The organism is Albimonas donghaensis, from assembly GCF_900106695.1.
In the GTDB taxonomy this organism is placed as follows: domain Bacteria; phylum Pseudomonadota; class Alphaproteobacteria; order Rhodobacterales; family Rhodobacteraceae; genus Albimonas; species Albimonas donghaensis.
The window spans coordinates 1-25,214 of record NZ_FNMZ01000013.1; the positions used below are offsets into that span (position 1 = coordinate 1).

The following is a 25,214-nucleotide window of genomic DNA, read 5'->3' on the forward strand; positions in this document are numbered from 1 at the left end:
ACGCTGGACAAGATCAGCGCAGGTCTACGGGGGGCCGGGAAAGCAAACGAAAAGGACTGAGGTAACCGAGAAGTATCAGGGCTAGCGCAGGGTGAATTTACATAATTAACCGGCAGTAACCGGATTTGCTGTTGGGGATTTTCGGACGCCTTGCCCAGACGCGCCCCCCCGGGGCGGGCGCGTCGGGCTCCGCGAGGTCAGGGCCGGTGACGGGGAGGAGGAGGGGGGCGGCTTACGGCCGGCCGCGCTTCTCCGACCAGCTGGTGCAGAATTTCAGGTAGTGGCGGTCGGGGTTGCGGGGCTCGATCTCTTCGGCCTCGCACCAGCGGCGCCATTCGGCCTCCAGGTGGCGGACGTCCCAGCCCGGCGCGTAGGCGCGGGCCTCCTGGTAGGTCTCGGGCATCAGGCGGCCGACCTCGACGTCGAAGACGGCCGGTTCCCGGCGCAGGCGGAAGACCACCATGTCGGTCTCGGTCAGCTCCACCGCGTAGTCGGGCATGTGGGCGTGGGCCGCGTCGGCCTCGGCGATGCGGCCGACCTGCTGGCGGAAGACGCGGAGTTCCGAGGTCGAGCCGACCTTGAGATGCAGCTTGGTCAGCGAAATCCGCCAGTCCGTCTGCATGCCGCAATGCTTGCGGGCGATCTCGTAGATCCGCCGCTCCAGCGGTTTGCGCAGGCGGAAATAGTCGCGGTGCAGCGTCAGGACCTCGTGGGCGCGGATGGCGTTCCAGGTCCAGTCCGACAGCTTGGCCTCCACCTCCACCATGCGCCCGCCTTGCGTGCGGCGGATGATCTTCACCTGGTCGATGAGGGAGAAGGCGGAGGTGACCTCCTCCCCCCCCGTGACGATGTTGGTGACGATCTGGGTGCCCTGCAGGCGCAGGAAGGCGGCCTGGAGGCGCTCATAACCCGCCCCGCCCCCGGCGCGGTTGGTGGCGCGCATCAGGTCGGCGGCGTTGAAGCGGACATAGCGCGAGGGCTCGCGCCCCTCGTTCATCGCGGCGACCAGCTGGGAGATGCAGAAGATCAGCACGTCGCGGTCGTGGATGGTGGCGAGGCCGGCGTCCGAGGGGCGGACCTCGATCCAGTTGCGCCCGTTCTCGTAGCGCAGACGCCGGGTGTCGGGGCGGGTGGAGAGCGAGAAGATCGGATGCTCCATCGGCGCCATGTCGCCCTTGGGCGTGGCGTCGAGGATATCGCAGACGAAGAAATCGCCCTGCGGGTAGCGGTCGGGGTCGAGCGGGTTGGGGACGGCGCCGTGGGGCCGATGGGGGGCGGTCATGTCCATGGTCCCTCCCGTCCTTCTGGCGGAGGCGACGGGCGGGCCGGACCCGGAAGCGGCCGGACTGGTCCTTCGTCGCCGGATTGGTCTAGCATCGCCGGACTGGTCTTTCAATGCCCGAGTGGTCTTTCATCGCCGGACTGGTCTTTCATCGCCCGAGTGGTCCTTTGGAATCGGATTGGTCCTTTGGAGTCGCTGGAGTGGTGGTTTGGAATCGGAGGAGTGGTCCTTTGGAATCGGGGCGGTCTTAAAAAATGTTTTATTTCAATGGCATGCAAAGGTTATCCACAGGCGTAACCCTATATATAACTCTATTTAACACCCCAGCTGGCGGGATAGGGGCGTCGCGACCCCGGAACCCGGCCTGACAACGGCTGCGAAACCGCTCGGCAACGGCGCCCGTGACGCGGCGACGCTGGATTCACGACCCTCCTGCCTTTAGAGGGAACGACGGAAACGACGCCGAACGAGGAGAACGACGCATGGACGTGCAGACTCTGGAGATCCCGGACGTCAGGATCATCCGCCCGAAGAAGCATGGCGACCATCGCGGCTTCTTCTCGGAGGTCTACAACAAGCAGGCCTTCGCAGAGGCCGGGATCGATCTGGACTTCGTGCAGGACAACCACTCGCTGTCCGCCGAAACCGGGACCCTGCGCGGCCTGCATTTCCAGACGCCGCCTTTCGGGCAGGACAAGCTGGTGCGCTGCGTGAAGGGGGCGATCCTGGACGTGGCGGTGGACCTGCGGTCGGGGTCTCCGACCTACGGGCGTCATGTGGCGGCCGAGATCACCGCCGAGGGCTGGAACCAGATCCTGGTGCCGATCGGCTTCGCGCACGGGTTCATCACCCTCGTTCCCGACACCGAGGTGATCTACAAGGTCACCAACTATTACGCCCCGGCCCATGACAAGGGGATCCTGTGGAGCGACCCCGCGCTCGGCATCGACTGGCCGCTGCCGGCGGGTAGGGCGGTGCTCTCGGACAAGGACACGAAGCAACCGCTGCTGGCCGACATCCCCGCGCCGTTCTGACCGCGGCCGGACCGGTGACGCGCGCCATGACCGGGTTCCCGCGCCACGAGGAGACGCTGCCGATGCTTCGCATCGGGGGCGGGATCATGGTGGCTGCCAGCTCCTACCTCGCCGACCGGGTGGTTCCCGCGCCTGAGATCATCCACCTGCCTCCGATCGCCGTCGGCCGTGAAGGGGCCCTGGTGCTGGAGAGCGGTCCAGGCGTCGCCCGCGCGACGAAGACGCGGCCGGGCGGGTTGCGAGGCCTCGCGCGGCGGCTGCTGGGGCGGGACACGCCCTCGACCCCGATCGAGGCGCCGGACGGGCGCATGGTCTTCGATCTGCGCACCCGGTCGCCCGAGAACTGGGCGCATTTCCTCAACAACCATCTGCCGCTGGTGTTCCACGCCTGCGACGTGGCGGGGCTGGACTGGAACCAGACGCTGCTGGCGCTGCCGGCCCGGACCCCCGGCCATATCCTGAAGGCCGCCGCCCTGTTCGGCTTCGAGACGCTGGCCACGGACGCGCCGGTGTCGGGCCGGGTCGTGCGGTTTTCGGCCGAGCCCTGGATCGCGATCCGCAGCCGGCGGGCCGACTGGGCGCGCCTGCCCGCGGTCGACGCCGCGCTGCGCGCCGCGGGCGTGCGCGGCGGGCCGGAGGACGGGACCGGGGCGGGGCGGCGGGTGTTCATCTCGCGCCGCGACAGCCGCAAGCTGGCCAACGAGGCCGAGGTCATGGCCCTGCTGACCGCCCGCGGCCACACGCGGATCTATGCCGAGGACCTGACCCCGGCCGAGCAGATGCGCCTGGTCGAGGAGGCCGAGGAGATCGTGGCGATCCACGGCGCGGCGCTGGCTCCGCTGCTCTACCGCTCCGGCGGCGCGCGGCTGCGGCGGCTGGTGGAGCTGTTCCCCTGCGGGCATGTCACCAACGTCTACCGGGCGATGGCCGAACAGGTCGGGGTCGAGTGGATCGGCGTGCGCGGCCGCATCCGGCCCGAGCATATCGCCCCGGCCTATGATTTCTCGAAGCCGTTCGACCGTTATTCGCTGCAGGATTTCGAGATCGATCCCGCCGCGCTGGAAACCGCCTTCGACCTGCTGGACGGCGCCGACGTCGCCGGGCGGGCGCAGGCCTCAACAGGAGAGGCGTCATGACCGCCCCGACGACCCCCAAGGTCTTCTGCCTGGGCTTCCAGAAGACCGGCACCACGTCGCTGGGCCTGGCCATGTCGCAGCTCGGCTTGCGGGTCGCGGGCTATCGCGAATTCCGCGGGCTGGCGACGCGCGAGGATCTGGACTGGCCGCAGGTCGAGGCTCTGGCGGTGGAGCTGGCCGAGACCCATGACGCCTTCAAGGACACGCCCTGGCCGGTGCTCTACCGGATGCTGGACGCGCGCTATCCCGGGTCGCGCTTCATCCTGGTGACCCGCGATCCGCAGGCCTGGATCCGAAGCGCGGCGCGGGATTTCGCCGATCATCCCAACGCCATTCACCAGCTGATCTACGGCTCGCCCTATCCGCTGGGTCACGAGGCCGCGTGGCTGGCGCGCTACGAACGGCACAACCGCGAAGTCCGCGACCATTTCGCCGACCGCCCCGGCGATTTCCTGGAGATAGAGACCGGCTCCACCGGGTCCTGGGAGCAGCTCTGCGGGTTTCTGGGCCTGCCGGTTCCCGACCGCCCCTGGCCCCATGCCAACACCGCGGGACGCAAGCGGCTCAAGATGGCCTGGTGGAAGACCCGCGAGCGGGCGCTGCGCCAGGCGGGCCGGCTGCTGGGACGCTGAGCGGGGGGATGCTGGACTTGCCGAAAGCCGCCCCTGTAGACAGGGGCCTGGCCGTGACGCCCTCCAAGGCGCTCGGATCGTCAGGCGCCGAGGCGCAGCTCATCGACATCGCTCCCGGTTCTGAGGGGAACGGGTCCGCGCCGGCGAAACGGTCCGGCGCGCGGCCGGGAGCAGGACAACCATCCAACGGGGATTGCAGACCATGACGCGCGTGCTTGTGACCGGGGCGGGGGGCTATATCGGCACCACGCTGGTGCCGATGCTGCTGGAGGCGGGCCATGAGGTCCGCGCCGTCGACCGCTTCTTCTTCGGGAATGACCTGCTGCCCAGGCATCCCAAGCTGGAAGTGGTGGTCGAGGACAGCCGCAAGCTGCCCGAGGCCATGCTCGAGGGCATCGACGCGGTGATCGACCTGGTGGCGATCTCCAACGACCCGTCGGGGGAGCTCTTCGAAACCGCCACCTACCAGATCAACCGCGACAGCCGGGTGCGGACCGCGCGGATGGCGAAGGCCGCGGGCGTCAAGCGCTATGTGCTGCCCTCGTCCTGCTCGATCTACGGCTTCCAGGAAGAGGGCGTGATCGCCACCGAGACCACGCCCACCAACCCGTTGACCGTCTACGCCAAGGCCAACGAGATGGCCGAGCAGGCGATCCTGCCGCTCAACGGCGACGGGTTCTGCGCGGTGGTGCTGCGGCAGGCGACGGTCTACGGCCTGAGCCCGCGGATGCGCTTCGACCTGGCGATCAACGGCATGACCTACGGCGCGTGGAAGACCGGCAAGCTGCCGCTGATGCGCGACGGAAGCCAGTGGCGCCCGATGGTGCATGTGAAGGACACGGCCTCGGCGCAGATCTTCATGCTGACCGCGCCGGCCGAGAAGGTCGGCGGCCAGATCTTCAACGTCGGCTCGGACGAGAACACCTATCAGCTGGGCGCGCTCGGCGAACTGGTGGCCTCCTACGTGCCCCGCGACGTGACGATCGAGTGGTATGGCGACGCCGACGTGCGGTCCTATCGCGCCGGCTTCGACAAGATCGAGGCGCTTGGCTGGAAGGCGCAGCGCACCGCCAAGGACGGCGTGATCGAGACCTGCGTGGCGCTGGAATCGGGTGCGGTCGACAAGACCACCCAGACCATCACGCTGGACTGGTACAAGCAGCTCGCCGACTGGCACAAGCGGATCAAGGACGTGGAGCTCTACGGCGGGATCATCGAGATATGAAGGTTCTGCTGCTGGGGCCGAACGGCCAGCTCGGCCATGACATCCAGGCGGCCCATGCCGCTGCGCCGGGGGGGATCGAGCTGATCCCCTTCGGCCGCGCGGCGCTCGACGTGTCCGCGCCCGGCACGGTGGCCGAGACGCTGGCCGGGATCGAGTTCGACGCCCTGGTCAACTGCACCAGCTACCACAAGACCGACGAGGTCGAGGACAACGGCTCGCTGGCCATGGCGGTCAACGCCCACGCGCCCCAGGCGATGGCGAAGGTCTGCGCGGACCGAGGCGCGCGGTTCATCCATATCTCGACCGACTACGTGTTCGGCGGCGACCGGGGGCGGGCGGCGCCGCTGGCCGAGGACGCCCCGACCGCGCCGGTCAACGTCTACGGCGCCTCGAAGGCCTTCGGCGAGACGCTGGCGGGGCTGGCCGGAGAGCCGGCGGTGCTGCGCGTCGCCTCGCTCTACGGGGTGGCGGGCGCGTCGGGCAAGGGCGGCAACTTCGTCGAAACCATGCTGCGCTTCGGGCGCGAGCGGGGCGCGCTGAAGGTGGTGGCCGACCAGCACATGTCGCCGACGGCGACGGCCGATATCGCGTCGGTGATCCTGAAGATGCTGGCCGAGGGGGTCGAGCCCGGCCTCTGGCACGTGGCGGGGGGCGGCGAAGCCACCTGGCACGCCTTCGCCTCCGAGATCATCGCCCAGGCCGGCGTGAAGGCCGAAGTGACCCCCTGCGCCAGCTCGGAATTCCCGACGCGGGCGCTGCGCCCGGGCTATTCGGTTCTGGATACGTCGAAGCTGGCCGCGGCTTACGGCCCTATGCCCGACTGGCGCGAGAGCCTGGGGCGGTATCTGCGGGCGAAGGGGCATGTGGGGGGCTGAGGGCTCGCGGACCCAATCGGGGTCGGTTTCGCAACGAGATGGCGACGGGAGAGGCGATATGGGCGTCGCTCCCTGTCCGCCAAGGTCGTGCGGGGGAACGACGCGAATTGGGCGCGATTTCATTCAAGTGATTGTGATTTAATATATTTCTGGATCGCGCCGACAGTTCGAAAACAGCGCATGTTGAGACATGCCAAGGGTCTCAGGCGCTGATGTCGTCAAATGCGGCCTTCGGCGCGGCTCCACCCTGGTTCATGCCGCGATCCTGACGACGATCGCCGCCAAAGGCCGAGCCGGGTTCGAGGTCATGTCCGAAAAGGGGCGTCGGAACCCCAATCCTTCACGCGACATACCGGCCATCTCATCCGGTGATCGAACACCTGCAAGCGCAGCGGAACGAGAGCGTCATTCAGAGGGCTTCGAGACCCGACTTCGGGGCGCGGGATATCGAAATACCTCGGCTTCCGCTCATGGCGTCGGCGGGAGGGTCTGTTCTGGCCGCCCGCTTGTCAGCGCGGGAAGCGGTCGGAAGATGTCTCGGGGCGGCCGCCGATGCCGGGGCGCATTGGTCCGGAACGACCCGGATCCGGCCGGGGCGCGGATGGGCGTGGTGAGACCGGGGTCTGAGGTTCGGGTCCCCGGGGGCCGGGTCGCTGGGGGCCGGGTCGCTGGGGGGCGGGATGCCCGGGCCGCGTCGCGGACGGCCTGCGGAGGGCATTGGCGTTGCGGGCCGGGGCGGCGGCCTGCTGCTTGGCGGAGACCGGGTTGGCGGCCAGCGCCTCGGCCCGACCGAGGATCGCGCCGGCGATCAGCCAGGTCAGCGGCGTCATGCCGGAGTTGAGCAGCAGGTCGAGGTAGTTGACGCACAGCACCAGACAGAGCGTCGTGGTCTCCAGCGACAGATCGGGATGGCGGCGTTGTCTGAACAGCGCGAAGATCGGCAGGGTCAGCAGCCCGAACTGGGCGATATAGCCGAACCAGCCATAGACGCCGAAGGTGATCACCCAAAGTCCATCGGTGATCGCCTGGTCCCATCCCTTCGTCTCGTGGAAGACCCGGTTCCTCGCCCAGGACCCCCAGCCGAAGACCGGTCGCTCATCGGCCTTGGCCAGCAGCAGGTCCTCGTTGTCGAACCGGAATTCCAGCGACTGCGCCCGGTTCGGCGATATCTGGTTGGCCATGGATACAAGGGTGTCCGTGGGCACCAGGTCGAGACTGCGCACCGCGGGATAGAGCAGCGTCACCGCCGCCACGATCACCGCTGCGCCGATCTGCATGCGCCGCCCGGCGAGCAGCACGAGGGGGAGCATGACCAGCGCCGAGGCCAGCGCGCCCACCGACTTCGACAGCACCAGCATGATCCCGAGCCAGGCGGCGCTCAGCTTCCAGCCGCCAAGCGCACGCGGCTTCCGCTCGCCCGGCGCGGGCGACTTCAGGACCCGGATCAGCGCCAGGGCGACGAGAAAGGTCATCGACATGTAGAGCGCGAGCTTGAGCCCGTGCAGCAGGAACACCTGCGGGCGGAAGCCGTCGAAGCGCTTGGTCTGGATGAAGTCGTGGGGGAAGAAGCCGTAGACCCAGCTGTGGATCTGCGGGCTGAGCCGGATCTCGACCAGCATGGGGATCGTGTAGACCAGCGCCGCGGCGACCATCGCCGCCATCAGCGTCCGGACTCCTGCGGGATCCGAGAGCAGCTTGCGCCCCAGCAGCAGCGGCAGGATGGTGATGATCTGCTGCATCACCAGCGAAGCCCCGTCGTAGAGCGCCATGCCCTTCAGGACGCGCGGGCCATAGATCAGCGGTTCGGGATTGAGATAGGTGGTCGCCAGCGGCCCGAGCGCCAGCATCAGGATCAGAAGCCGCGCCAGTTTCGATCTGGGCAGCCATCCCGGCCGCTCATCGTCCTTGAGGGGAGTCGCGGCGGACGCCGTTCCGACGCGACGGCTCCGCTTCAACCCCACGCCTGCCAGGCACAGCGCGAAGGCGGCGAGCACCGGACCGTTGTCGCGATCGAGCGGGGGCAGCAACGGCAGGTCGATCGAGGTCGCGCTCGGCAGCAGCAGGTAGCCGGCCAGCAGCGTCCAGACCAGCGCCGAAGCGCGGGGCCTCTTGCGAAACAGCGCCACCGCCACCAGCGGCCAGACGAGCAGCATCGCATAGGCGAAGAGGTTGGGCATCACCTGCTCTCCTGGCCGGGCCCGGGCTGAAGATCGCGGCGCCGGGGGCGGGAAACTGGCGGCAGCGATAGCGCATGCCGGCCGGATGATCCAGCCGACCGACTCGAGGTGCAGCATCAGCGGCATCCGCCGATGCGGAGAGGGGCCCCCGGATTAGGACGCGGATGCGTCCAGATGCTTCCATCCGCCCCAGATCTCGCGGGTTACCGGGAAGCGGGCGGCGCAGTCTTCGTAGACCGGGCGGTATTCCTCGGCGATCCGGGCCTTGGCCGCGTCGCTGATTTCGGAGGTCTTGTCAGAGGTGTTGAACCGGTTCTCCACGAGTTCGGGCTTCGGCGCGAGGCCGAGGAAGCGCGACAGGCGTGCGATTTCGTCAGCCTCGAACATGGTCTCGTAGAAGCCGAAATGGATGTCCTCGGGCGCGAAGGCCGCCTCCAGGTTGGCGAGGGTGCGGTGATAGTCGGTCAGCAGATGGCAATGCGCCGTGGCGTGATAGGCGAGCAGGTTGCTCTCGGTGTCGCCGTCGATGCGGATGTAGCGCTCGGGCCGGCCCATGCGTTCGACCATGCGCTGTTGGCTCCAGCACCGTTCCACCGGGTCGCGCATCAGGAACACCGCCTTCACCTTCACCCCGCGCCGGGCGAAGCCGTCGCGGATCCGGCGGAAGGTGTCGGCCGAGAGCCCGGTATAGGTGGGGGTCAAGTCGCCGGTGAGCCGCACCCGGTGACGACGGTAGATCCGGTTGTAGAACCGGAAATAGGCGGCGGGAAAGGTGCGGAAGGTCCAGCGGAACAGGTCGCCGCGGTCCTTGACGTCGAAGAGCTTCACTTCGAACTCGCCGAACTCGGGCTGGGTCGCGGTCTCCCAGACCCGGATCTCCTTCATCACGCCTTTGTGGTATGCGTCGAAGGACAGGAGGTATTCATGAAGCCAGGTGGTGCCGCCTTTGACAGCGCCGGTTCCGAGCACGAAGGTCTTGTCCATTGAAATCTCCGTTCCCTGCCGCGCCTCTGGGCTTCGGGCACCCAACGCGGCGGCCCGGGGGGTGTCAATTGCGCGCCCCGTCTCAGGGGCGTATCAGCCCGCCGCGACCGGCACGGCGGGCAGTTCCCCCAGCGCGAGCGACGAGGTCCGGCCAGTCGCGGCGGATCGCGGCGTAGAAGCGTTCGCTGCGCGCGGGGTAGATCAGGCGGGAGAACGGCGTGGCCCCGCCCCGCGAGAAATACGAGCCCTTGGCGAGCGTCAGCCGGGGCAGATGCGCGGCCGGGAACCCGCGCAGGCGGGAGGCGACCGCCACCGCAGAGAGCGCCGCGCAGTTCACCACCGTGCGGGCCTTGAGGCGCATTTTCAGGACCGCAGGTCGATAGGGGCAGGGGGGGCGCGGTTGATGCGTGCTGTCGCACCCCTCTGGCAATCGGCGGTCGGTTGTTGCGTTATGCGCGTGGGCGCGGGACGGGAGACGCGGTCTTGTCCGCTTCGCATCGGCCCTTCGCGTTTGCGGCTGCGTCCGGCGCGTGGGATGGAGGGGGGGGAAGGATGTCGATTTCGAGCGCGCGATGAAGGGCTATCGTCGCGACATCGATGGTCTGAGGGCCATCGCCGTGCTGCCGGTCGTGTTCTCGCATGCCGGCGTCGCCGGCTTCTCCGGAGGGTTCGTCGGCGTCGACGTGTTCTTCGTGATCTCCGGCTTCCTGATCACCGGGATTCTGGCGCGGGAGATCGACGCAGGCCGTTTCTCGTTGCTGGGCTTCTACGAACGGCGGGCGCGGCGGATCCTGCCGGCGCTGTTCGCGATGCTCACCATCTGCCTGGCGGTCGGCTATGCGCTGTGTCCGCCCTGGATGTACTCGGCGCTGGCCAAGTCGGCGGTGGCGACGATCTTCTTTTCGTCGAACATGTGGTTTCTTTATTCCACGGGAGATTATTTCGGGAATTCGGCTGAGTACGAGCCGCTCCTGCACACCTGGTCCCTGGCTGTGGAGGAGCAGTTCTACCTGGTCTTCCCGCTGCTGCTGTGGGGGCTGGCGCGCTGGCGGAAGTCCTGGACATTGGCGGTCATCGCCGGCCTGTCGGCGGTCTCCTTCGTCGCGGCGGTCTGGGCGACGCAGGTGGCCCCGCTGTCGAATTTCTTCCTGACGCCGTTGCGGGCGTGGGAGCTGGGGCTGGGCGCGCTGCTGGCGCTCGGCGCCTTTCCGGGCACGGCGCGCCGGGGCGTGGTCGAGGTCGTGGCGGCGGCGGGGCTGGCGGCGATCTGCGCCAGCATCGTGCTGCTGACCGCCGAGACGCCGTTTCCCGGCCTGGCCGCGGCGCCGACCTGCCTCGGCGCCGCGGCGATCATCTGGGCGGGTGGCCAGCGCCAGACCTGGACGGGCCGGCTGCTGTCGACGCGGGCGGCGGTGGGGGTCGGGCTGATCTCCTATTCGCTTTACCTGTGGCACTGGCCGCCGCTGGTCGTCGCGCGCCTGTTCGGCGGGAGCGCGCATATCGAGGCGGGGCCGGCCGCCGCCTTGATCGTCCTGTCGCTGGTGCTGGCCGTGCTCAGCTGGCGCTTCGTGGAGCGGCCGTTCCGGGCGCGCCCGGTCGCGGGGCCCGAGGGACGGAGGTCCGGCTTCGGGCGGGGGGCGATCTTCGCGCTGTCGGGGATCGGGGCCGCGGCGCTGACCTGCGCGGGCGTGCTGATCTACGCGACCAACGGGGTCGAGGGCCGGGTGCGCGACGGCGCCCAGGACGCCTATGAGCAGGCGACTCGCCGCTCGGGGCTGGAAGAGCGCTGCCTGCCTGCAGGCCGACTGTGCACCTTCGGCGCGCCGATAGAGGAAAGCGGCGGCGTCCGGACACTGATCTGGGGCGATTCTCACGCGGCGGCCATGCTGCCTGGGCTGGAGGCTTGGCTACGCGGGGTCGGGCGGACCGGGGCGGCTGCGGTCAAGCTCGGATGCCCGCCGCTGTTGGGTCTGATCCGGCGTGATCTTGGGGTCGGGCATGACTGCGCAGGGTTCAACGCTGGGGTTGTGGACTGGCTCGACGCCCATCCAAACATCGATACCGTGGTGCTTGTCGGTCGCTGGGCCTTGATCGCGAGCGGGACCCGCCCCTCGAACGAGACCCAGAAGGTTCCTGTGCTGGCCCTCGCGGCGCCTCTGGCGGGCGAAGATACGTCCGCCCCTGCCGAGATCTTTGAGACCGGACTGCGGGACACGCTGGCTGCGCTGCAGGCGCGAGGACGAAAGGCGATCCTGATCGAGGGTGTGCCCGAAGTTGGCTTTAATGTGCCCAGGGCCTTCATCGCCCAGGCATTCCTTGGCATCCCCCCTCCGCCGACGCCGACCCGGGCGGACTACGCGGCCCGCAGCGCTCCGGTCGACGCTGCTTTTGACCGGGCTGAGGAACGTTTTCCGATCGAGCGCCTGTCCGTGGCGGATCTGATGTGCGCGCCGGACTGCCGGATCGTCGCGGAGGATGCGCCTCTTTACCGCGATGACGATCATCTTTCCATCCAGGGCGCCCGCTGGCTGGTGGCCAGGTTGTTCAAGTCAATCGAATAGCAGATGGTCGAAGGCTCGCCAGCCGCAAAGCCGGCTGCTAGGGCTCGGGCATCGGCGTTCGTCGCCAGGGATCATGGGATGGATCGGATGGATCGGGCTATGGCCTTCCACCTGCCGGGGAATCCGGCGGGCGACGGGACGGGCGGCGTGCGCCTCAACATGCCGACGCGCGCGGCGCTGATGGCGGCGGTGGAGGCGGATCTGCGCGCGGGGCGGGGGTTTGCGCTGGCGACGCTCAATCTGGATCATCTGGTGAAGCTGCGCGGCTCGGCCCCGTTCCGGGCGGCTTATCTGGCGCAGAGCTACGTGGTGGCGGACGGCAATCCGGTGGTGTGGCTGTCGAAGCTGGCCGGGCGGCCGGTGGAATTGGTCCCGGGATCCGAGCTGGTCGGCCCGCTGGCGGCGCTGGCCGCCCGGCTGGGGGTCCCGATGGGGCTGCTGGGGGCGGATCAGGCGACGCTGGACGCGGCGGCGGCGAAGCTGGAGGCGGAGAATCCCGGCCTGCGGGTGGTGGCGCGGATCGCGCCGCCCTACGGGCTGGATCCGGCCGGGCCGGTGGCGGATGCGTGCCTCGACGAACTGGCGGCCTCGGGGGCGCGGCTCTGCCTGCTGGCGCTCGGCGCGCCCAAGCAGGAGATTCTCGCGGCCCGGGGGCTGGAGCGGGTTCCGGGGATCGGCTTCGCCTCGGTGGGCGCGGGGGTGGAGTTCGCGGCCGGGACCCAGGCGCGGGCCCCGGCGCTGGTGCGCAAGCTGGCGCTGGAATGGCTGTGGCGGCTGGGGCGCGAGCCCAAGCGGCTGGCGGCCCGCTACGCCGCCTGTTTCGCGATCCTGCCGGGGCTGGCGCGGGATGCGCGGCGGCTGCGGGGGCAGGGGTAGGGGGGCGCTTACCCGCCCTTGTATTCGATCAGCCGGGCCGGGCGGCGGCGCAGGCGGCCGAGGGCGTAGCCGAGCGCGCCCTGCGTCTCGGGGAATTTGCCGAGGGTCATGAAAAGCGCCGTTTCCCACGCGTCGCGCCCGAAACCGCCGCGGCGGGCGAGGCGCAGGACCTGCAGCGGGTAGATCCCGGCCAGCAGCAGGGCGGCGGGGTGGATCAGGATCGCCGCGGCGAGGATCAGGGCCGGCAGCGCCGCCCCCCAGGTCAGGGCGCGGATCAGGCCGGGGATGCAGTGACGCTCGGGGGCGGCGCCGTGCATCGCGGCGCCCTCGGCCCAGGCGTGGCCCGAGCGGCGCATGCGGGTCCACCATTGCCCGAAGCGATGCATGTCGGCGTCGTGCAGGGTCATCTCGGCGTCGAGCCGCCGGATCTCCCAGCCTTGCGCGCGCAGGCGGACGCAGAGCTCGGGTTCTTCGCCCGCGATCAGGGTCGGGTTGTAGAGGCCCGCGGCCTCGATGGCGTCGAGCCGCATCAGCGCGTCGCCGCCGCAGGCCCTGGCGGGGCCGACGGGCGTGTTCCATTCGCGGTCGCAGAGGCGGTTGTAGACCGAGGCCTCCGGGAAGCGCTCGCGCCTGCGGCCGCAGGCGACGGCGACGGACGGGTGTGCGTCGAGGCAGGCGAGGGCCGCGGGGATCCAGCCGGGATCGAGGATGCAGTCGCCGTCGACGAACTGGACGAGCTCGGGGCGGGGGCCGGTCTCGGTCAGGCGGGCGATGCCGGCGTTGCGGGCGCGGGCGGCGGTGAAGGGCAGGGTCATGTCGAGGGAGACGACCTCGGCCCCGCGCGCCCGGGCCGCCTCGACGCTGCCATCGGTGGAGCCGCTGTCGACGTAGACGATGCGCCCGGCCTGGCCCTGCAGGGCGTCGAGGCAGGCGAGCAGGCGCGCGCCCTCGTTGCGGCCGATGGCGACGGCGGCGATGCGCGGGGCGGCAGTGCGGGTCAGTGTCATGCCCTGCGTAGGGTCCGGCTCATTTCAGGAACCGCTTGGCGATCTCGCCTTGGCGCAGGACGATGCGCCGGTGCGCGGCGCGCAGGCCGAGCCGGCGGGTGATCTTCTCGCCCAGCACCACGTTCGCGCCGTAGCGGCGGATGGCGAAGCGCCAGACGTCGCGCTTGTTGGCGGCGGTCAGGGCCAGACGCTCCAGCAGGCCGGGACGCACGGGAGCGTGGCCGCTGGGGGCGTAGCCGCGCGAGGTCAGCAGCGGGCCCAGCTTGCCCTCCACCAGCGCCAGGTCGCGCGGCGAGAGCTTGCGGCGCCACTGCTCGACCAGGGTGGGGTCGGGCGGCTCGTAGGTCGAGTTTCCGTGATAGTCGAGCATCGTCGCCGAGAACGGCAGGCCGAGGAAATCGCAGACCCGGCGCAGCTGCCCTTCCAGGTCGCGGAACAGGGCCTCGTAACGCAGCTCAAGAACGTTTTCAGGTTGGATCAGGGGCGCGGCCTCGTCCCATTCCCGCTCGGTCCCGATCCAGTGATCGACGCCGAAATAGGTGTTGCCCGCCCAGCCCATGCCGATCGAGGACCGCGCCACGTCGCGCGGGTCGCGCAGCATGCGGATCACCCGGACCCCGGGCAGCAGCCGGGCGGCGTCGGCGATGCCGCGATGGATGTTGAGCGCGTAGAGCCGCCCGTCGGCGGGGCGGATCTGGTCGATCATGTCGGCCAGCAGGGCCTCGCCGTCCAGCCCGGGGCGGAGCGTCGCGCCCCGGGCGAGGAACACGCGGTCGACCTCCAGCGCCGGGCGGTCGTAGCGCCAGACGCCGGCGGGATCGCGCGCGATGTGGTCGAACAGGAAGTCGGCCTCGCCCGGATTGCGGATGCCGCCATGGTGGTTGAGCATCAGCCGGAACACGGTGGTGCCCGAGCGCAGGGCTCCGAAAACGAGGACCGGCGGCGGGCCGGCCAGGCCGGGGCCGGCCTGCGGGGTCGCGGAGGCCTGGATCATCGGGGCCCTTTCGGTGCGGTCGGCCGGGAGCGGGCCGGGGTGGCTGGGGGGCGGATCGCCGGCGCGCGCGATCACCGGGCGGCGGCCGCCGCCCCCACATGGTCGATATGGTCGGGCAGGTCGTCCATCGCCGGGCGCAGGAAGTCGAGGAGACGCGCCTCGGCGGCGTCCGCGCTCTCGCCCGGCAGCACCGGCGTGGTGAGGCGGACGAGGGCGCCGTCGGTGCGGCCCTCGAGCGCGCCGGACCACAGCAGCATCATCTTGGCCTTGTAGTCCGAGGCGATGCGCCGCCCGCTCTGGTCGAACCAGTAATAGACCAGAAGCTCGGTCATGCCCTTGCGGATCAGGGCGCGGTTGACCGGGAACGGGTCGATCGTGCCGAGCTTGCCGGCGAGGTCCACCACCTCGATCCGCTCCATCTCCCAGCCGCCGCCGGGCAGGCAGATCTCGGGCGAATGGATGCCGCCCTTGGTCTGGTCGAGATACCAGGCCGAGAAGAAGCTGACCGCGGCCGACTCGCCCGGGCTGACATAGTTCTGCGACAGGTAGTCGTTGGCGGCGAGGGTCTTGGCCACCCCCGGCTCGAGCACCGCGGGAAGGCCCTCGGCCTGCCAGTCGCCGATCTGGCGCGGGAAGCTCGCCAGCGACAGCCGGTTCTGCGGGGCCTGCACGCGCACGTCCGCCACCTGCCAGGCCGCCGCGCCGGCCCCCAGCAGCACCATCGCCGTGATCAGCGCCCGCGAGGGCCGGGTCAGCAGCAGGCGCTGGAACTGGGGCATGATCTCATCGAAATCGAGGTCCAGCGCCTCCGGGAGCGACATGCGCGGCGCCGGCTGCAGGGCCAGCATCAGCCAGGCCAGCAGGAACATGATCAGGATGCAGCTGAGGAACACCACCCAGCCTTCCATCAGATGGGCGAAGCCCTCGGCCTGGTCGATGCCGTAATTGTTGACCAGCACGCCGACCAGCGCGATGCGCGCCGAGTTCATGAACACCGCCAGCGGCACGGCCGACAGCAGCAGCACCGCCTTGTGCCAGGTCGGCCCGCGGTAGAGCACCGCGAAGATGTAGCTGAACGACATGATCGGGAAGAGATAGCGCAGGCCCGAGCAGGCCTCGGCCACGTGCAGCCTGTAGATGCCCAGATCGATGATGTTGCCGTCGAGGAACACCGGCGTGCCGATCACCTGCAGCACCCAGACGCCCAGCTCGGACGACATGAACTGCAGGACGGTGGAGACCTTGTAGTAGAACAGCCCCGGCAGCGGCAGCATGAAGCACAGATGCAGGACGGGGGGCCAGAATTCGCGGCCCTGCTTCCAGCCGAAGCTGATCAGGACCATGCCGCCGATCCACAGGATCATGGCGTAGGCGACGATGTCGCCGATATGGGCGAACTTGCCGACCAGCGCGATCAGCATGGCGAAGACCACCAGCGCCACGCCGGGCCAGCGGTTGGGGATGTCGCCGTGGCGGGGGGGCACGGTTTTCAGCTGGCGCAGGAACAGGAAGCCCGAGAGCAGCGGGATCAGCGGCCCGTGGCTGTATTCCGCGAGCTGCCAGGCCTCGATCAGGGTGGCGATGCCCTCGCGGAAATAGACCCCGGCGAAGGCGAAGGCGAGGACGAGGCAGACGAGCCCGAGCATCCCCTCGCCGCCGGCTGCGTCGCGCGTCCTGGCGGTGATGGTCTTCATGGCGTCCCCGCTTGTCGCTGGCGTCGGCCGCATCCGCGCCGCCGCGCCTCAGGGGCGGGCGTGGCGAGCGTCCGGCATCCGTTCAGGCGATGCCAAAGCGCAGCGCCGCTGTCAACGCAAGCGTCGCCGCGGGGGGCGCACGGTTGCGTGGGTCGGGGCGTGGGTCGGGGCGGGGGGCGGGCGGATTCACCTTTTGGAAACCAATAAACCGGACGTTGTGCGGAGGTTTTTCATCAAACCGTCCGCAAGGCGCTCCCGCGCCCGGCGACGGCCGAGCGGAGAGGCGCGGCTCCATGGCGACGACGATCTTCAAGGCGATCCCCGACAACCGCGCGGAGGCCCGCCGCGAGGCCGACGGCGGGGCGGGCGCGCAGGCGGGCGGGCGGACGGGTGCGCAGGCGGGCGCGACCCGGACCCTGCCCGCCGGTCTCGACGGGGTCGTGGAGCGGCTCGGCCGCGGCCGCCGCATCCTCTTCGCCCCCGGTCCCGGCGACGTGGAAGGCACCTGGCGGCGCTGGCGGGCGGGGGAGGATGATCCGGGCATCGCCGCGCTCGCCTATTCCGCCCAGGTCTACGAGCTGGCCGCGCGGCTGGGCGCGAGCCTGGAGGTGCGGACCGAGGCGCCCCCCACGGCCGACGCGCCCCGCGATGCGACGGACCCGGTGGCCTTCGCCCATCTCCCCGCCCGCGCGGGAAGCGGCGCCGGCCACCACCTGCGCCAGATCCGCCACGCCTTCGAACTGGCGCGCGAGGCGCGGCGCACCGGGGCCGAGCTGGTCATCTGCCAGCGCTTCCTCGGCCATTTCTGGCCGCTGGCCGCCGCGCGGCTGGGCGGGACCCGGCTGGTGATCTCGCTGCATAACGGCTTCTGGCCCGCCCATCGCGGCCCCAACCGGCTGGAGCGGGCGATCGGCGCGCTCAACGGCCTCGCCCTGCGGCTGGCCGGCGCGCGGGTGATCTGCGTCAGCGAGGCGGTGCGCGAACAGGCCCTGCGCATCGGCCTGCGCGCGGAGGCGGTGGACGTCCACATCCCCCAATACGCCGAGCCCTGGCGCGACGCCTGGACCCCGCGCCTCCCCGACCGCCCCCTGCGCCGGCTGGTCTATGCGGGCCGGATCGAGGCCGACAAGGGCGTGTTCGACCTGCTCGGGGCCTTCGCGGGCCTGGCGCGGGCGCATCCGGAGCTGCGGCTGGAATTCCTCGGGGCCGGCTCGAAGCTGGAGGCGCTGCGCGAGGCGGCCCGCGCGGCGGGGCTGGAGGGGCGGGCGGACTTCGCCGGCCACCTGCCCGGCGATGCGCTGCGCGCCCGGCTGGCCGACGCCGACCTGCTGGTCTGCCCCACCGGGCCGGGGTTCTCGGAGGGTCTCGCCAAAACCCCGATCGAGGCGGCGTTGCTGGGCGTGCCGGCGCTGCTGAGCGACGGCGTGCCCTGCGCGGCGCTGCTGGCGGGCGCGACGGAGACCTTCCGCGCCGGCGACGCCGCCGATCTCGAGGCGCGGATCGCCGCCCTGATCGCCGCGCCGGCGCGTCTGGCGGCGATGAACGCGGCGGCGGAGCGGCTGCGGGAACGGTTCTTCGACCGGCGGCTGGGGCTGGGCGCGCGGCTGGCGCTGGCGGCGGACGCGGCCTTCGAGGGGCGGCGGACCTCCCCCGCCCGGAGTCTCGCGACCGAGCCCCCGGTCCGCGCCGCGGCGGGATGACGCCGTGGCGGCGGCCGCTTGAGGTGGCGGTCGCGGCCGCTTTCCCATAGTTTCCAGCGAGGATCCGCGGTCGGATCCTGATCGAGGCGCATAGCGGCCGCGCAGGGGATTTCCAACGAGCATGCAGACAAGCGACTTTCCGCGCATCGAGAAGATGTCCCGATGACGGAGACGGCGCCCGGAGCCCCTGCCCCTGCCTCCGACCCTGCCTTCGCCTCCGACCCCGCCTCCGACCCGACGCGGACGCGCGAGCTGCTGGTCTCGGTGATCAACTACCGCACCGGGGACATGACCCTCGACTGCCTGCGCTCGCTGGTCGACGACATGGGCGACATCGACGGCGAGATCGTGGTGCTCGACAACCGCTCGGGCGACGACAGCCCCGACCGCATCCAGGCCTGGATCGACGCCCAGCCTGCGGGGACGCCGGTGCGCCTGATCCGTGGCGCGGAGAACGCGGGCTTCGCCGAGGGGCACAACATCGTGTGCCGTGAGGTCAGTGCGCGCTTCTACCTGATCTTCAACAGCGACGCGATGGTGCGTCCGGGCGCGCTGCGGGCGATGCTCGACCGCGCTTATGCCGAGCCCGAGGCCGGCGTCATCGGCCAGCGCCTGGAATGGCCGGACGGCGAGCCGCAGGTCAGCTGCTTCCGCCATTTCACCCCGATGAGCGAGCTGATCCGCGGCGCGCAGACCGGGCCGGTGACCAGGCTGCTGAGCCGCTGGGACGTGCCGCTGCACGACATTCCGCCCGCGCCCGAGGACATCGGCTGGGTCAGCTTCGCCAGCGTGCTGGTGCGGGCCGAGGTGCTGGCCGAGGTCGGGCCGCTCGATCGCGGCTATTTCATGTATTTCGACGACGCCGACTATTGCCTGCGCGCCCGGCGCGCGGGCTGGCGGGTGGTCTATGAATACGGCGCGCGCGTGATCCACCTGCGCGGCGGCTCGGGCCCGGTGAAGGCGCTGGCGAAGGCGCGCAAGCGGGGGCCCGCATACTATTACGCCTCGCGCACCCGCTACCTGCATCTGGCCAACGGCCATGCCGGGCTGCTGGCGGCGAACCTGATGTGGCATCTGGGCCGGGGGATCGCGCAGCTGCGCCGGCTGGCGGGCAAGCCCGTGCCCCAGGCGGCGGAGCACGAGGCTTCGGACATCTGGATCAACTTTCTCAGCCCCCGCGGCGACAGCCGCGCGCCGGCCGGGGCGCGGACCGAACCGGGGGCCAAGGCATGACCCGTCCCGACTTCGTCATCATCGGCGCGATGAAATGCGGGACCAGCACGCTGGCCGCCCAGCTCTCGGCGCAGGAGGGCGTGTTCGTCACCACGCCCAAGGAGCCGAACTTCTTCTCCGACGACCCGGTCTACGCCAAGGGCATGGGCTGGTATGAATCGCTCTACGACGCGGCGGCGCCGGGGGATCTGAAGGGCGAGGCCTCGACCCATTACGCCAAGTCGCCGACCTGGCCGAATGCGGCCGAGCGGCTGCACGCGGCCGCGCCGGGGGCGAAGCTGATCTACCTGATGCGCGACCCGGTGGCGCGGCTGGTGTCGCATTACATCCACGAATGGACGATGGGGAAAGTCCCCGCCGGCGGCATCGAGACGGCGCTGGAGACGATGCCCGAGCTGATCGACTACAGCCGCTACGCCATGCAGGCCGCCCCCTGGCGGGCACGCTTCGGCGACGGGAACCTGCTGCTGCTGCGGCTTGAGGACATGAACCGCGATCCGCAGGGGACGCTGGACCGGGTCGGGGCGTTTCTGGGCCGCCCGGGGGCGTTCCGCTGGGCCGAGGATCTGGGCGCCCAGAACGTCTCGGCCGAGCGCATCCGGCGGTTTCCGCTCTACGACCTGGTGATCGAGCATCCGGCGGCGGCCTGGCTGCGCCGGACCCTGGTGCCGCAGAGCCTGCGCGACGCGGTCAAGGGGCGCCTGCGGATGCGCGAGCGTCCCAGCCTCGACGACGCGGCCCGGGCCCGGATCGAGGCGCTTCTGGCCGAGGACATCGCCTTCTGGCGCGCGGCGGCGGGCTGAGCGAAGGCGCTGGCGGCCTTCGCTGGCGCAGCATAAGGTCCCGCCCTTCCGGCGCGGACGTCTGGACCACATCGAACAAGGAGACACGACGCTCATGCTGCAGGTCTGGCGCAAGCTGATGGACATGCTCGACGCGCGCGAGCGGCGGCGGTTTCGCCTGCTGCTGGCGATGATCGTCGTGATGGGCTTCGCCAACATGGGCGGCGTCGCCGTGATCATCCCCTTCCTCAGCATCCTCGCCAAGCCGGAGCTGGTCGAGACCAACGCCATCCTGGCGGGCGTCTATCAGGGCCTCGGCTTCCAGAGCCGGCAGGATTTCCTGCTGGCGATGGGGGTGATGGTGTTCGTGGTGTTCATCGGCTCGGTGATGATCCGGATCGTGACCGCCTGGGCGCTGTTCCGCTTCGGGTCGATGCGCAACTACTCTATCTCGACCCGGCTCCTGCGGGGCTATCTGGGCCAGCCCTACGCCTGGTCCCTGGGCCGGCACAGCGCCGACCTGGTCAAGACGGTCATGGGCGAGACCGCGGTGCTGGTCAACGGCGTGGTGATCCCGTTGCTGGAGGTGATCTCCAATGCCGTGGTGGTGCTGGCCATGGTGTCGTTGATGGTGCTCGCCAACCCGCTGGCCTCGCTGATCATGGCGACGATCGTGGGCGGCAGCTACGTGCTGATCTTCGTTGTGGCGCGCCGGATGCTGCTGCGCATCGGCCAGCAGCGCTTCGACGCCAACCGCGCCTGCCATCGCATCGCGCAGGAATCGATGATCGGCATCAAGGAGATCAAGGTTCTGGGGCTGGAGGCCGAGGCGCTCGGCCGCTACCGGGTCCCGGCCCTGCGCCTGGTCGAGGCCCAGGCCGCCAGCCGCACCCTGTCCGAGGTGCCGCGTCACCTGCTCGAGGGCATCGCTTTCGGCAGCATGATCCTGGTGCTGGTGGTGCTTCTGGCCATGGAGAACGGGGATCTGTCGGCGGTGCTGCCGGTGGCCGGCGTATACGCGCTGGCCGGCGCCAGGCTGATGCCGGCGATGCAGGCGATCTATCGTGGCATCAGCCAAATTCGCTTCAACAAGCCCACCCTCGACTCCCTGCACCGCGAGGTGCTCGAAGCCGACGGCCAGACCTTGCCCCCCGCCTCCCCGCCCGAGCCGCTGCACCTGCGCGAGCGCCTCGCGCTGCGCGACGTGACCTACGCCTATCCCGCCTCCGAGCGCACCGCCCTGCAGGGCATCTCGCTCGAGATCCGGGCGAATTCCACCGTCGGCATCGTCGGCGGCACCGGGGCGGGCAAGACCACCGCCATGGACATCCTGCTCGGCCTGCTGCCGCCGCAGGGCGGGGCGCTGGAAGTCGACGGGGTCGCGGTCGAGGGCGAGGACATGCAGCGCGCCTGGCGCCGGTCCATCGGCTACGTGCCCCAGCAGATCTTCCTCACCGACGCCACGGTGTCGGAGAACGTGGCCTTCGGCATCGCGCCCGAGGACATCGACCACGACGCGGTCGAACGCGCCGCGCGCATGGCCGAGCTGCACGACTTCGTCACCGGGGAGCTGCCTCAGGGCTACAAGACCATGGTCGGCGACCGCGGCGTGCGGCTTTCGGGCGGGCAGCGGCAGCGGATCGGGATCGCGCGGGCGCTCTATCATGATCCGGACGTGCTGATCCTGGACGAGGCGACCTCGGCGCTCGACAACATCACCGAGCGGGCGGTGATCGACGCCGTGGCGCGGCTGGGCGGGAACAAGACCATCATCATGGTCGCCCACCGCCTGACCACGGTGCGCAATTGCGACGAGATCTTCCTGCTCGCAAGGGGCGAGGTCTCGGCCAGCGGGACCTACGACGAGCTGATCGAGCGCTCCGAGGTCTTCCGCGAGATGGCGCAGGGGGGGAGCTGAGGGGGCGCAGGCCCCCCGATCCGCCCCCGCCCTCCCAAATCTAAACTTCGCGTAAACCTTGACCTTGTATGGTCAGGGTCTCGCGTCGCCGTGTCCCGCCCTGTCCGGACCCGCCGGCCGTTTCCCTGTCCGAGCCATGTCAGCGCCACGCCCCCGGCCCGATCCTCGCGGGGCCGCGCCGGGAGCACGCCATGCACAATCCCTTCGACAACCGCAGCCTGTCCCTGTCCGGCCCCGCCCGCGACTACCTGCCCGTCGTCCCCAGCGACGCCGCGCCCCTGAGCCAGGTCGCCGTCGCGCTTTACATCGAGACCGGCGGGCGGGTGGTCTTCGTCTCCGAATCCGGCTTCCAGCGCGATGTCGAGGTCTCCGACTACGGCTGGATCCTGTGCGGCGTGTCCAGGGTGCTCGCCACCGGGACCACCGCCGCCGGCATCCACGCCATGGTCATGAACTGAGCGGGGGCGGCGCATGTTCTCCAACGATTTCCGGCGCCTCCCGGCGCTTGACCGTCGCGCGCCCGCGGGGCCGCGGCTGACCCTCGACGACGGCGTGGTGCTGGCCGAGGCCCGTCCGGGCGCGGCCCCCCGTCTCGTCGTCGACAATGGCGCGATCGCAGCGGAGGCGCGGGACTGATGGCCACTCTTCCTCCCACCACATTCTACTGGCGCCCCGTGGGCGGCGCCGACGACGCCTGGACCGAGGCGCCGGGCGGCGCGTTCTCCCCCGGCGTCGGCGTCGCGGTCGAGGCGGTGAGCGTCGGGGCCTCGCGCCGGCGGACCATCGTGGCGGACGCGACCCCCGTCGCCTCGGGGACCCTGCCGGACCGCGCCTTGCAGGCGGGGGGGACGGGGCTGTTCGGGGCGGGGGCGCCGTTCTCGGGCGGGAACCTGCGCTTCGCGCTGCTGGGGGCGCCGGCCTGGGCCTCCATCGACGTCGCCACCGGGCATGTGAGCTGGAGCGCGCCGGCGAGCGCCGGGGCGGCGGGGACCTGGACGGTGCGCGCGTCCAACGCCGCCGGGTCGGTGGAGCGCAGTTTCGCGGTGACCGTGGCGGCCGGCGCGCAGCCGCGGACCGAGGTCTGGGTGATGGTCGGCCAGTCCAACATGATCGGGCGGGCGAGCTATGACGGGCTGGGCGCGCACCCCGCGGGCGTGCTGCAGGTGGCGCGCACCGGCTCGATCAGCGGCGGGACCGAGGGGCAGCTGGTCGCCGCCGCGCATCCGCTGGACCATGTGAACCCCTACGGGGCCTCGCAGATGGGGCTCGACATCGCTTTCGCGGACGCCTGGGTCGCGGCGCATCCGGGCGACACGCTGGTCTTCGTGCCCTGCGCCGAGGGCGGCACGGGGTTCGGAACGGGGGGCGGGGCGGCGCGATGGAACCCGGGCGACGACCTCTACGAGGCCGCCGTGGCGCGGGCCAACGCGCTGTTCGCGGCGCATCCGGAATTCGAGCTGGGCGGCTTCTGCTGGCACCAGGGCGAGACCGACGGGACCCCCGCCGCCTATGAGGCCGCGCTGCACGCGATGATCGCGGCGATCCGGGCCGATGTGACGGCGGCGGGGGCGGACACGCCCTTCATCCTCGGCGGGCTGGGGGCGTTCGCCTACACGGGCAACACCGACATGACCGGCCGTCAGGCGGCGATCGAGGCGGTTCCGGCCGCCATCGCCCACACCGCCTATGCGTCGAGCGCGGGGCTGACCGACAAGGGCGATTCCCTGCATTTCGACGCCGCCTCGCTGCGGGTGCTGGGCGGGCGCTATCACGCCGCCATCGCCGCGGCGCAGGAGAATGCGGGGGCGGCGACGGTTCCGGGCGCTCCGGGCGGGCTCGCGGCGACGGCGGGGAACGGGCAGGTCTCGCTCGCCTGGTCGGCGCCGGGGTCGAATGGCGGGTCGGCGATCACCGACTACCTGATCGAGGTCTCGACCGATGCCGGCGCCTCCTGGGCCATGGTGTCGGACGGGGTGTCGACGGCGACGGGCTGGGTCCATGCCGGGCTGAGCAACGGGACCGCCTACGCCTATCGGGTGTCGGCGGTGAACGGGGTGGGGACCGGGGCGGCCTCGGGCACGGCCTCGGCCACGCCGAGCTCGGGGGCGACGGTTCCGGGCGCGCCGACGGGTCTGGTCGCCACGCAGGGGGATGCGCGCAACGATCTCTCCTGGACGGCGCCGGGGTCGAATGGCGGATCGGCGATCACCGATTACCTCGTCGAGGTCTCGACCGATGCGGGCGCCTCCTGGGCCACGGTGTCGGACGGGGTGTCGACGGCGACGAGCCACGCCCATACCGGGCTCGCCAACGGCACGGCCTATCTCTACCGGGTGTCGGCGGTGAACGGGATCGGGACCGGGGCGGCGTCGGGGACGGCCTCGGGCACGCCGGCGGCGGCGGGCGGTTCGGTGAACGTGGCGGCGTTCTCGCATGGCGAGGATGCGGCCAATTCCGCCTCCTTCGCCTTCACCGGGCTCGCCGTCGCGCCGGGCACGCTGATCCTGGCGGTGACGGGGCGGGAGTCGAACCCGCTCGACATCACCTCGGTGACCGTCGACGGGCTGGCCGCGACCGAGATCGTCCAGGTCCGTCCGGCCGACCAGAAGCAGACGGTCGGCTTCTACCGCATCGCCACTTCGGCGAGCACGGTGAGCGTGGCCGTCGACTTCAACCGCAATTCGTCGCGCTGCGGCGTGGCTTTGTGGTCGCTGACCGGGGCGGATGCGGCGGCGGCGAGCAGCGTGAACGCGGTCGACGCCAGCGGCGCGGCGGAGGTGCAGACCACGGCGGCCCTGACCACCGTCGCCGGCGGGCGGGTGCTGGGCTACATGGTCGACAGCTCGTCGAGCGGCCCCTACGCCTGGTCCTCGCCGCTGGTCGAGCGGCTGGCCTGCACCTCGATCGAGTCGACCTTCACCCATGGCGCGGCCGACGCGGCGGCGACCGGGGCGGCGACGACCCCGGGGGTGACGGTGGCTTCGGGGCATGCCAACGGCATCCTGGTCGGCGTCCACGTGCCGCCGGCCTGAGCCGGGGCGGCTTCGCCTCCGCCGCCCTCCCGGCCCCGCCTTCGCAGGCGGGGCCGGTTGCGTTTCAGCGGC

The 25,214-nt window shown here is 70.7% G+C and carries 21 protein-coding genes; 14 read left to right on the forward strand and 7 right to left on the reverse strand.

Going from position 1 to position 25,214, the window contains the following annotated elements; genetic code table 11:
• Positions 1 to 232: 232 nt before the first annotated feature.
• The gene (locus BLV24_RS20430; RefSeq protein WP_245710687.1) at positions 233 to 1,288 is read right to left on the reverse strand and encodes a replication initiator protein A; all 1,056 of its coding nucleotides are present in this window, start codon (positions 1,286 to 1,288) and stop codon (positions 233 to 235) included.
• 476 nt (positions 1,289 to 1,764) lie between these two features.
• On the opposite strand from BLV24_RS20430, the gene rfbC reads away from it, so the two are divergent.
• The 5 genes from rfbC to rfbD all read left to right on the forward strand — a co-directional run bounded on the left by rfbC (position 1,765) and on the right by rfbD (position 6,184).
• Positions 1,765 to 2,316, forward strand: a complete 552-nt coding sequence (gene rfbC / locus BLV24_RS20435) for a dTDP-4-dehydrorhamnose 3,5-epimerase (RefSeq protein ID WP_092685358.1) — start codon at positions 1,765 to 1,767, stop codon at positions 2,314 to 2,316.
• 26 nt (positions 2,317 to 2,342) lie between these two features.
• Positions 2,343 to 3,452, forward strand: a complete 1,110-nt coding sequence (locus BLV24_RS20440; RefSeq protein ID WP_092685360.1) for a glycosyltransferase family 61 protein — start codon at positions 2,343 to 2,345, stop codon at positions 3,450 to 3,452.
• On the forward strand, positions 3,449 to 4,084 hold the full coding sequence (locus BLV24_RS20445; RefSeq protein WP_092685362.1) for a sulfotransferase family protein: 636 nt from the start codon (positions 3,449 to 3,451) through the stop codon (positions 4,082 to 4,084). The genes BLV24_RS20440 and BLV24_RS20445 overlap by 4 nt, the downstream gene beginning before the upstream one ends.
• A 202-nt stretch (positions 4,085 to 4,286) precedes the next feature.
• A complete protein-coding gene (locus BLV24_RS20450; RefSeq protein ID WP_092685364.1) occupies positions 4,287 to 5,309 on the forward strand; it encodes an NAD-dependent epimerase/dehydratase family protein in 1,023 nt (340 codons plus the stop codon).
• Positions 5,306 to 6,184, forward strand: coding sequence for a dTDP-4-dehydrorhamnose reductase (gene rfbD, locus BLV24_RS20455; protein WP_092685366.1), 879 nt, complete (start codon positions 5,306 to 5,308; stop codon positions 6,182 to 6,184). The genes BLV24_RS20450 and rfbD overlap by 4 nt, the downstream gene beginning before the upstream one ends.
• 509 nt (positions 6,185 to 6,693) lie before the next feature.
• Here the strand turns inward: rfbD and BLV24_RS22955 are convergent.
• The 3 genes from BLV24_RS22955 to BLV24_RS20470 all read right to left on the reverse strand — a co-directional run bounded on the left by BLV24_RS22955 (position 6,694) and on the right by BLV24_RS20470 (position 9,706).
• Complete coding sequence (locus BLV24_RS22955) at positions 6,694 to 8,361, reverse strand: O-antigen ligase family protein (protein WP_092685368.1); 1,668 nt, start codon at positions 8,359 to 8,361, stop codon at positions 6,694 to 6,696.
• 153 nt (positions 8,362 to 8,514) lie between these two features.
• Entirely contained in the window at positions 8,515 to 9,345 is an 831-nt protein-coding gene (locus tag BLV24_RS20465) for a sulfotransferase domain-containing protein (protein WP_092685371.1), read from the reverse strand.
• Between the two features lie 82 nt (positions 9,346 to 9,427).
• Positions 9,428 to 9,706, reverse strand: coding sequence for a hypothetical protein (locus BLV24_RS20470; protein ID WP_092685373.1), 279 nt, complete (start codon positions 9,704 to 9,706; stop codon positions 9,428 to 9,430).
• A gap of 211 nt (positions 9,707 to 9,917) precedes the next feature.
• Between BLV24_RS20470 and BLV24_RS20475 the strand changes: the two genes are divergently transcribed.
• The gene (locus tag BLV24_RS20475; protein ID WP_092685375.1) at positions 9,918 to 11,906 is read left to right on the forward strand and encodes an acyltransferase family protein; all 1,989 of its coding nucleotides are present in this window, start codon (positions 9,918 to 9,920) and stop codon (positions 11,904 to 11,906) included.
• An 87-nt stretch (positions 11,907 to 11,993) separates the two neighbouring features.
• A complete protein-coding gene (locus BLV24_RS20480) occupies positions 11,994 to 12,782 on the forward strand; it encodes a WecB/TagA/CpsF family glycosyltransferase (RefSeq protein ID WP_245710688.1) in 789 nt (262 codons plus the stop codon).
• 8 nt (positions 12,783 to 12,790) lie between these two features.
• On the opposite strand, the gene BLV24_RS20485 is transcribed toward BLV24_RS20480, so the two are convergent.
• From BLV24_RS20485 to xrtD, 3 genes are all read right to left on the reverse strand, one after another.
• Complete coding sequence (locus BLV24_RS20485) at positions 12,791 to 13,789, reverse strand: glycosyltransferase family 2 protein (protein WP_092685379.1); 999 nt, start codon at positions 13,787 to 13,789, stop codon at positions 12,791 to 12,793.
• A 19-nt stretch (positions 13,790 to 13,808) separates the two neighbouring features.
• Positions 13,809 to 14,783 (reverse strand): sulfotransferase family protein, encoded by a 975-nt coding sequence (locus tag BLV24_RS20490; protein ID WP_143040386.1) that lies wholly within the window; start codon positions 14,781 to 14,783, stop codon positions 13,809 to 13,811.
• Positions 14,784 to 14,854: 71 nt separating this feature from the next.
• Positions 14,855 to 16,477: a VPLPA-CTERM-specific exosortase XrtD gene (gene xrtD / locus BLV24_RS20495; protein WP_092685383.1), complete on the reverse strand. Its 1,623-nt coding sequence runs from the start codon at positions 16,475 to 16,477 to the stop codon at positions 14,855 to 14,857.
• A 293-nt stretch (positions 16,478 to 16,770) separates the two neighbouring features.
• On the opposite strand from xrtD, the gene BLV24_RS20500 reads away from it, so the two are divergent.
• The 7 genes from BLV24_RS20500 to BLV24_RS20525 all read left to right on the forward strand — a co-directional run bounded on the left by BLV24_RS20500 (position 16,771) and on the right by BLV24_RS20525 (position 25,142).
• Positions 16,771 to 18,177 carry a glycosyltransferase family 4 protein gene (locus BLV24_RS20500; RefSeq protein ID WP_176954863.1) on the forward strand — a complete coding sequence of 469 codons (1,407 nt, stop codon included), beginning with the start codon at positions 16,771 to 16,773 and terminating at the stop codon, positions 18,175 to 18,177.
• 162 nt (positions 18,178 to 18,339) lie between these two features.
• Positions 18,340 to 19,410 (forward strand): glycosyltransferase family 2 protein, encoded by a 1,071-nt coding sequence (locus tag BLV24_RS20505; RefSeq protein ID WP_092685387.1) that lies wholly within the window; start codon positions 18,340 to 18,342, stop codon positions 19,408 to 19,410.
• The gene (locus BLV24_RS20510; protein WP_092685389.1) at positions 19,407 to 20,213 is read left to right on the forward strand and encodes a sulfotransferase family protein; all 807 of its coding nucleotides are present in this window, start codon (positions 19,407 to 19,409) and stop codon (positions 20,211 to 20,213) included. Before BLV24_RS20505 ends, BLV24_RS20510 begins: the two co-directional genes overlap by 4 nt.
• Positions 20,214 to 20,307: 94 nt before the next feature.
• The gene (locus BLV24_RS20515) at positions 20,308 to 22,110 is read left to right on the forward strand and encodes an ABC transporter ATP-binding protein (protein WP_092685391.1); all 1,803 of its coding nucleotides are present in this window, start codon (positions 20,308 to 20,310) and stop codon (positions 22,108 to 22,110) included.
• 191 nt (positions 22,111 to 22,301) lie between these two features.
• The gene (locus BLV24_RS20520; protein WP_092685393.1) at positions 22,302 to 22,568 is read left to right on the forward strand and encodes a spike base protein, RCAP_Rcc01079 family; all 267 of its coding nucleotides are present in this window, start codon (positions 22,302 to 22,304) and stop codon (positions 22,566 to 22,568) included.
• Between the two features lie 13 nt (positions 22,569 to 22,581).
• Positions 22,582 to 22,746, forward strand: coding sequence for a hypothetical protein (locus tag BLV24_RS22150; protein WP_176954864.1), 165 nt, complete (start codon positions 22,582 to 22,584; stop codon positions 22,744 to 22,746).
• Complete coding sequence (locus BLV24_RS20525; RefSeq protein WP_092685395.1) at positions 22,746 to 25,142, forward strand: sialate O-acetylesterase; 2,397 nt, start codon at positions 22,746 to 22,748, stop codon at positions 25,140 to 25,142. The genes BLV24_RS22150 and BLV24_RS20525 overlap by 1 nt, the downstream gene beginning before the upstream one ends.
• The last annotated feature ends 72 nt before the right edge of the window (positions 25,143 to 25,214 follow it).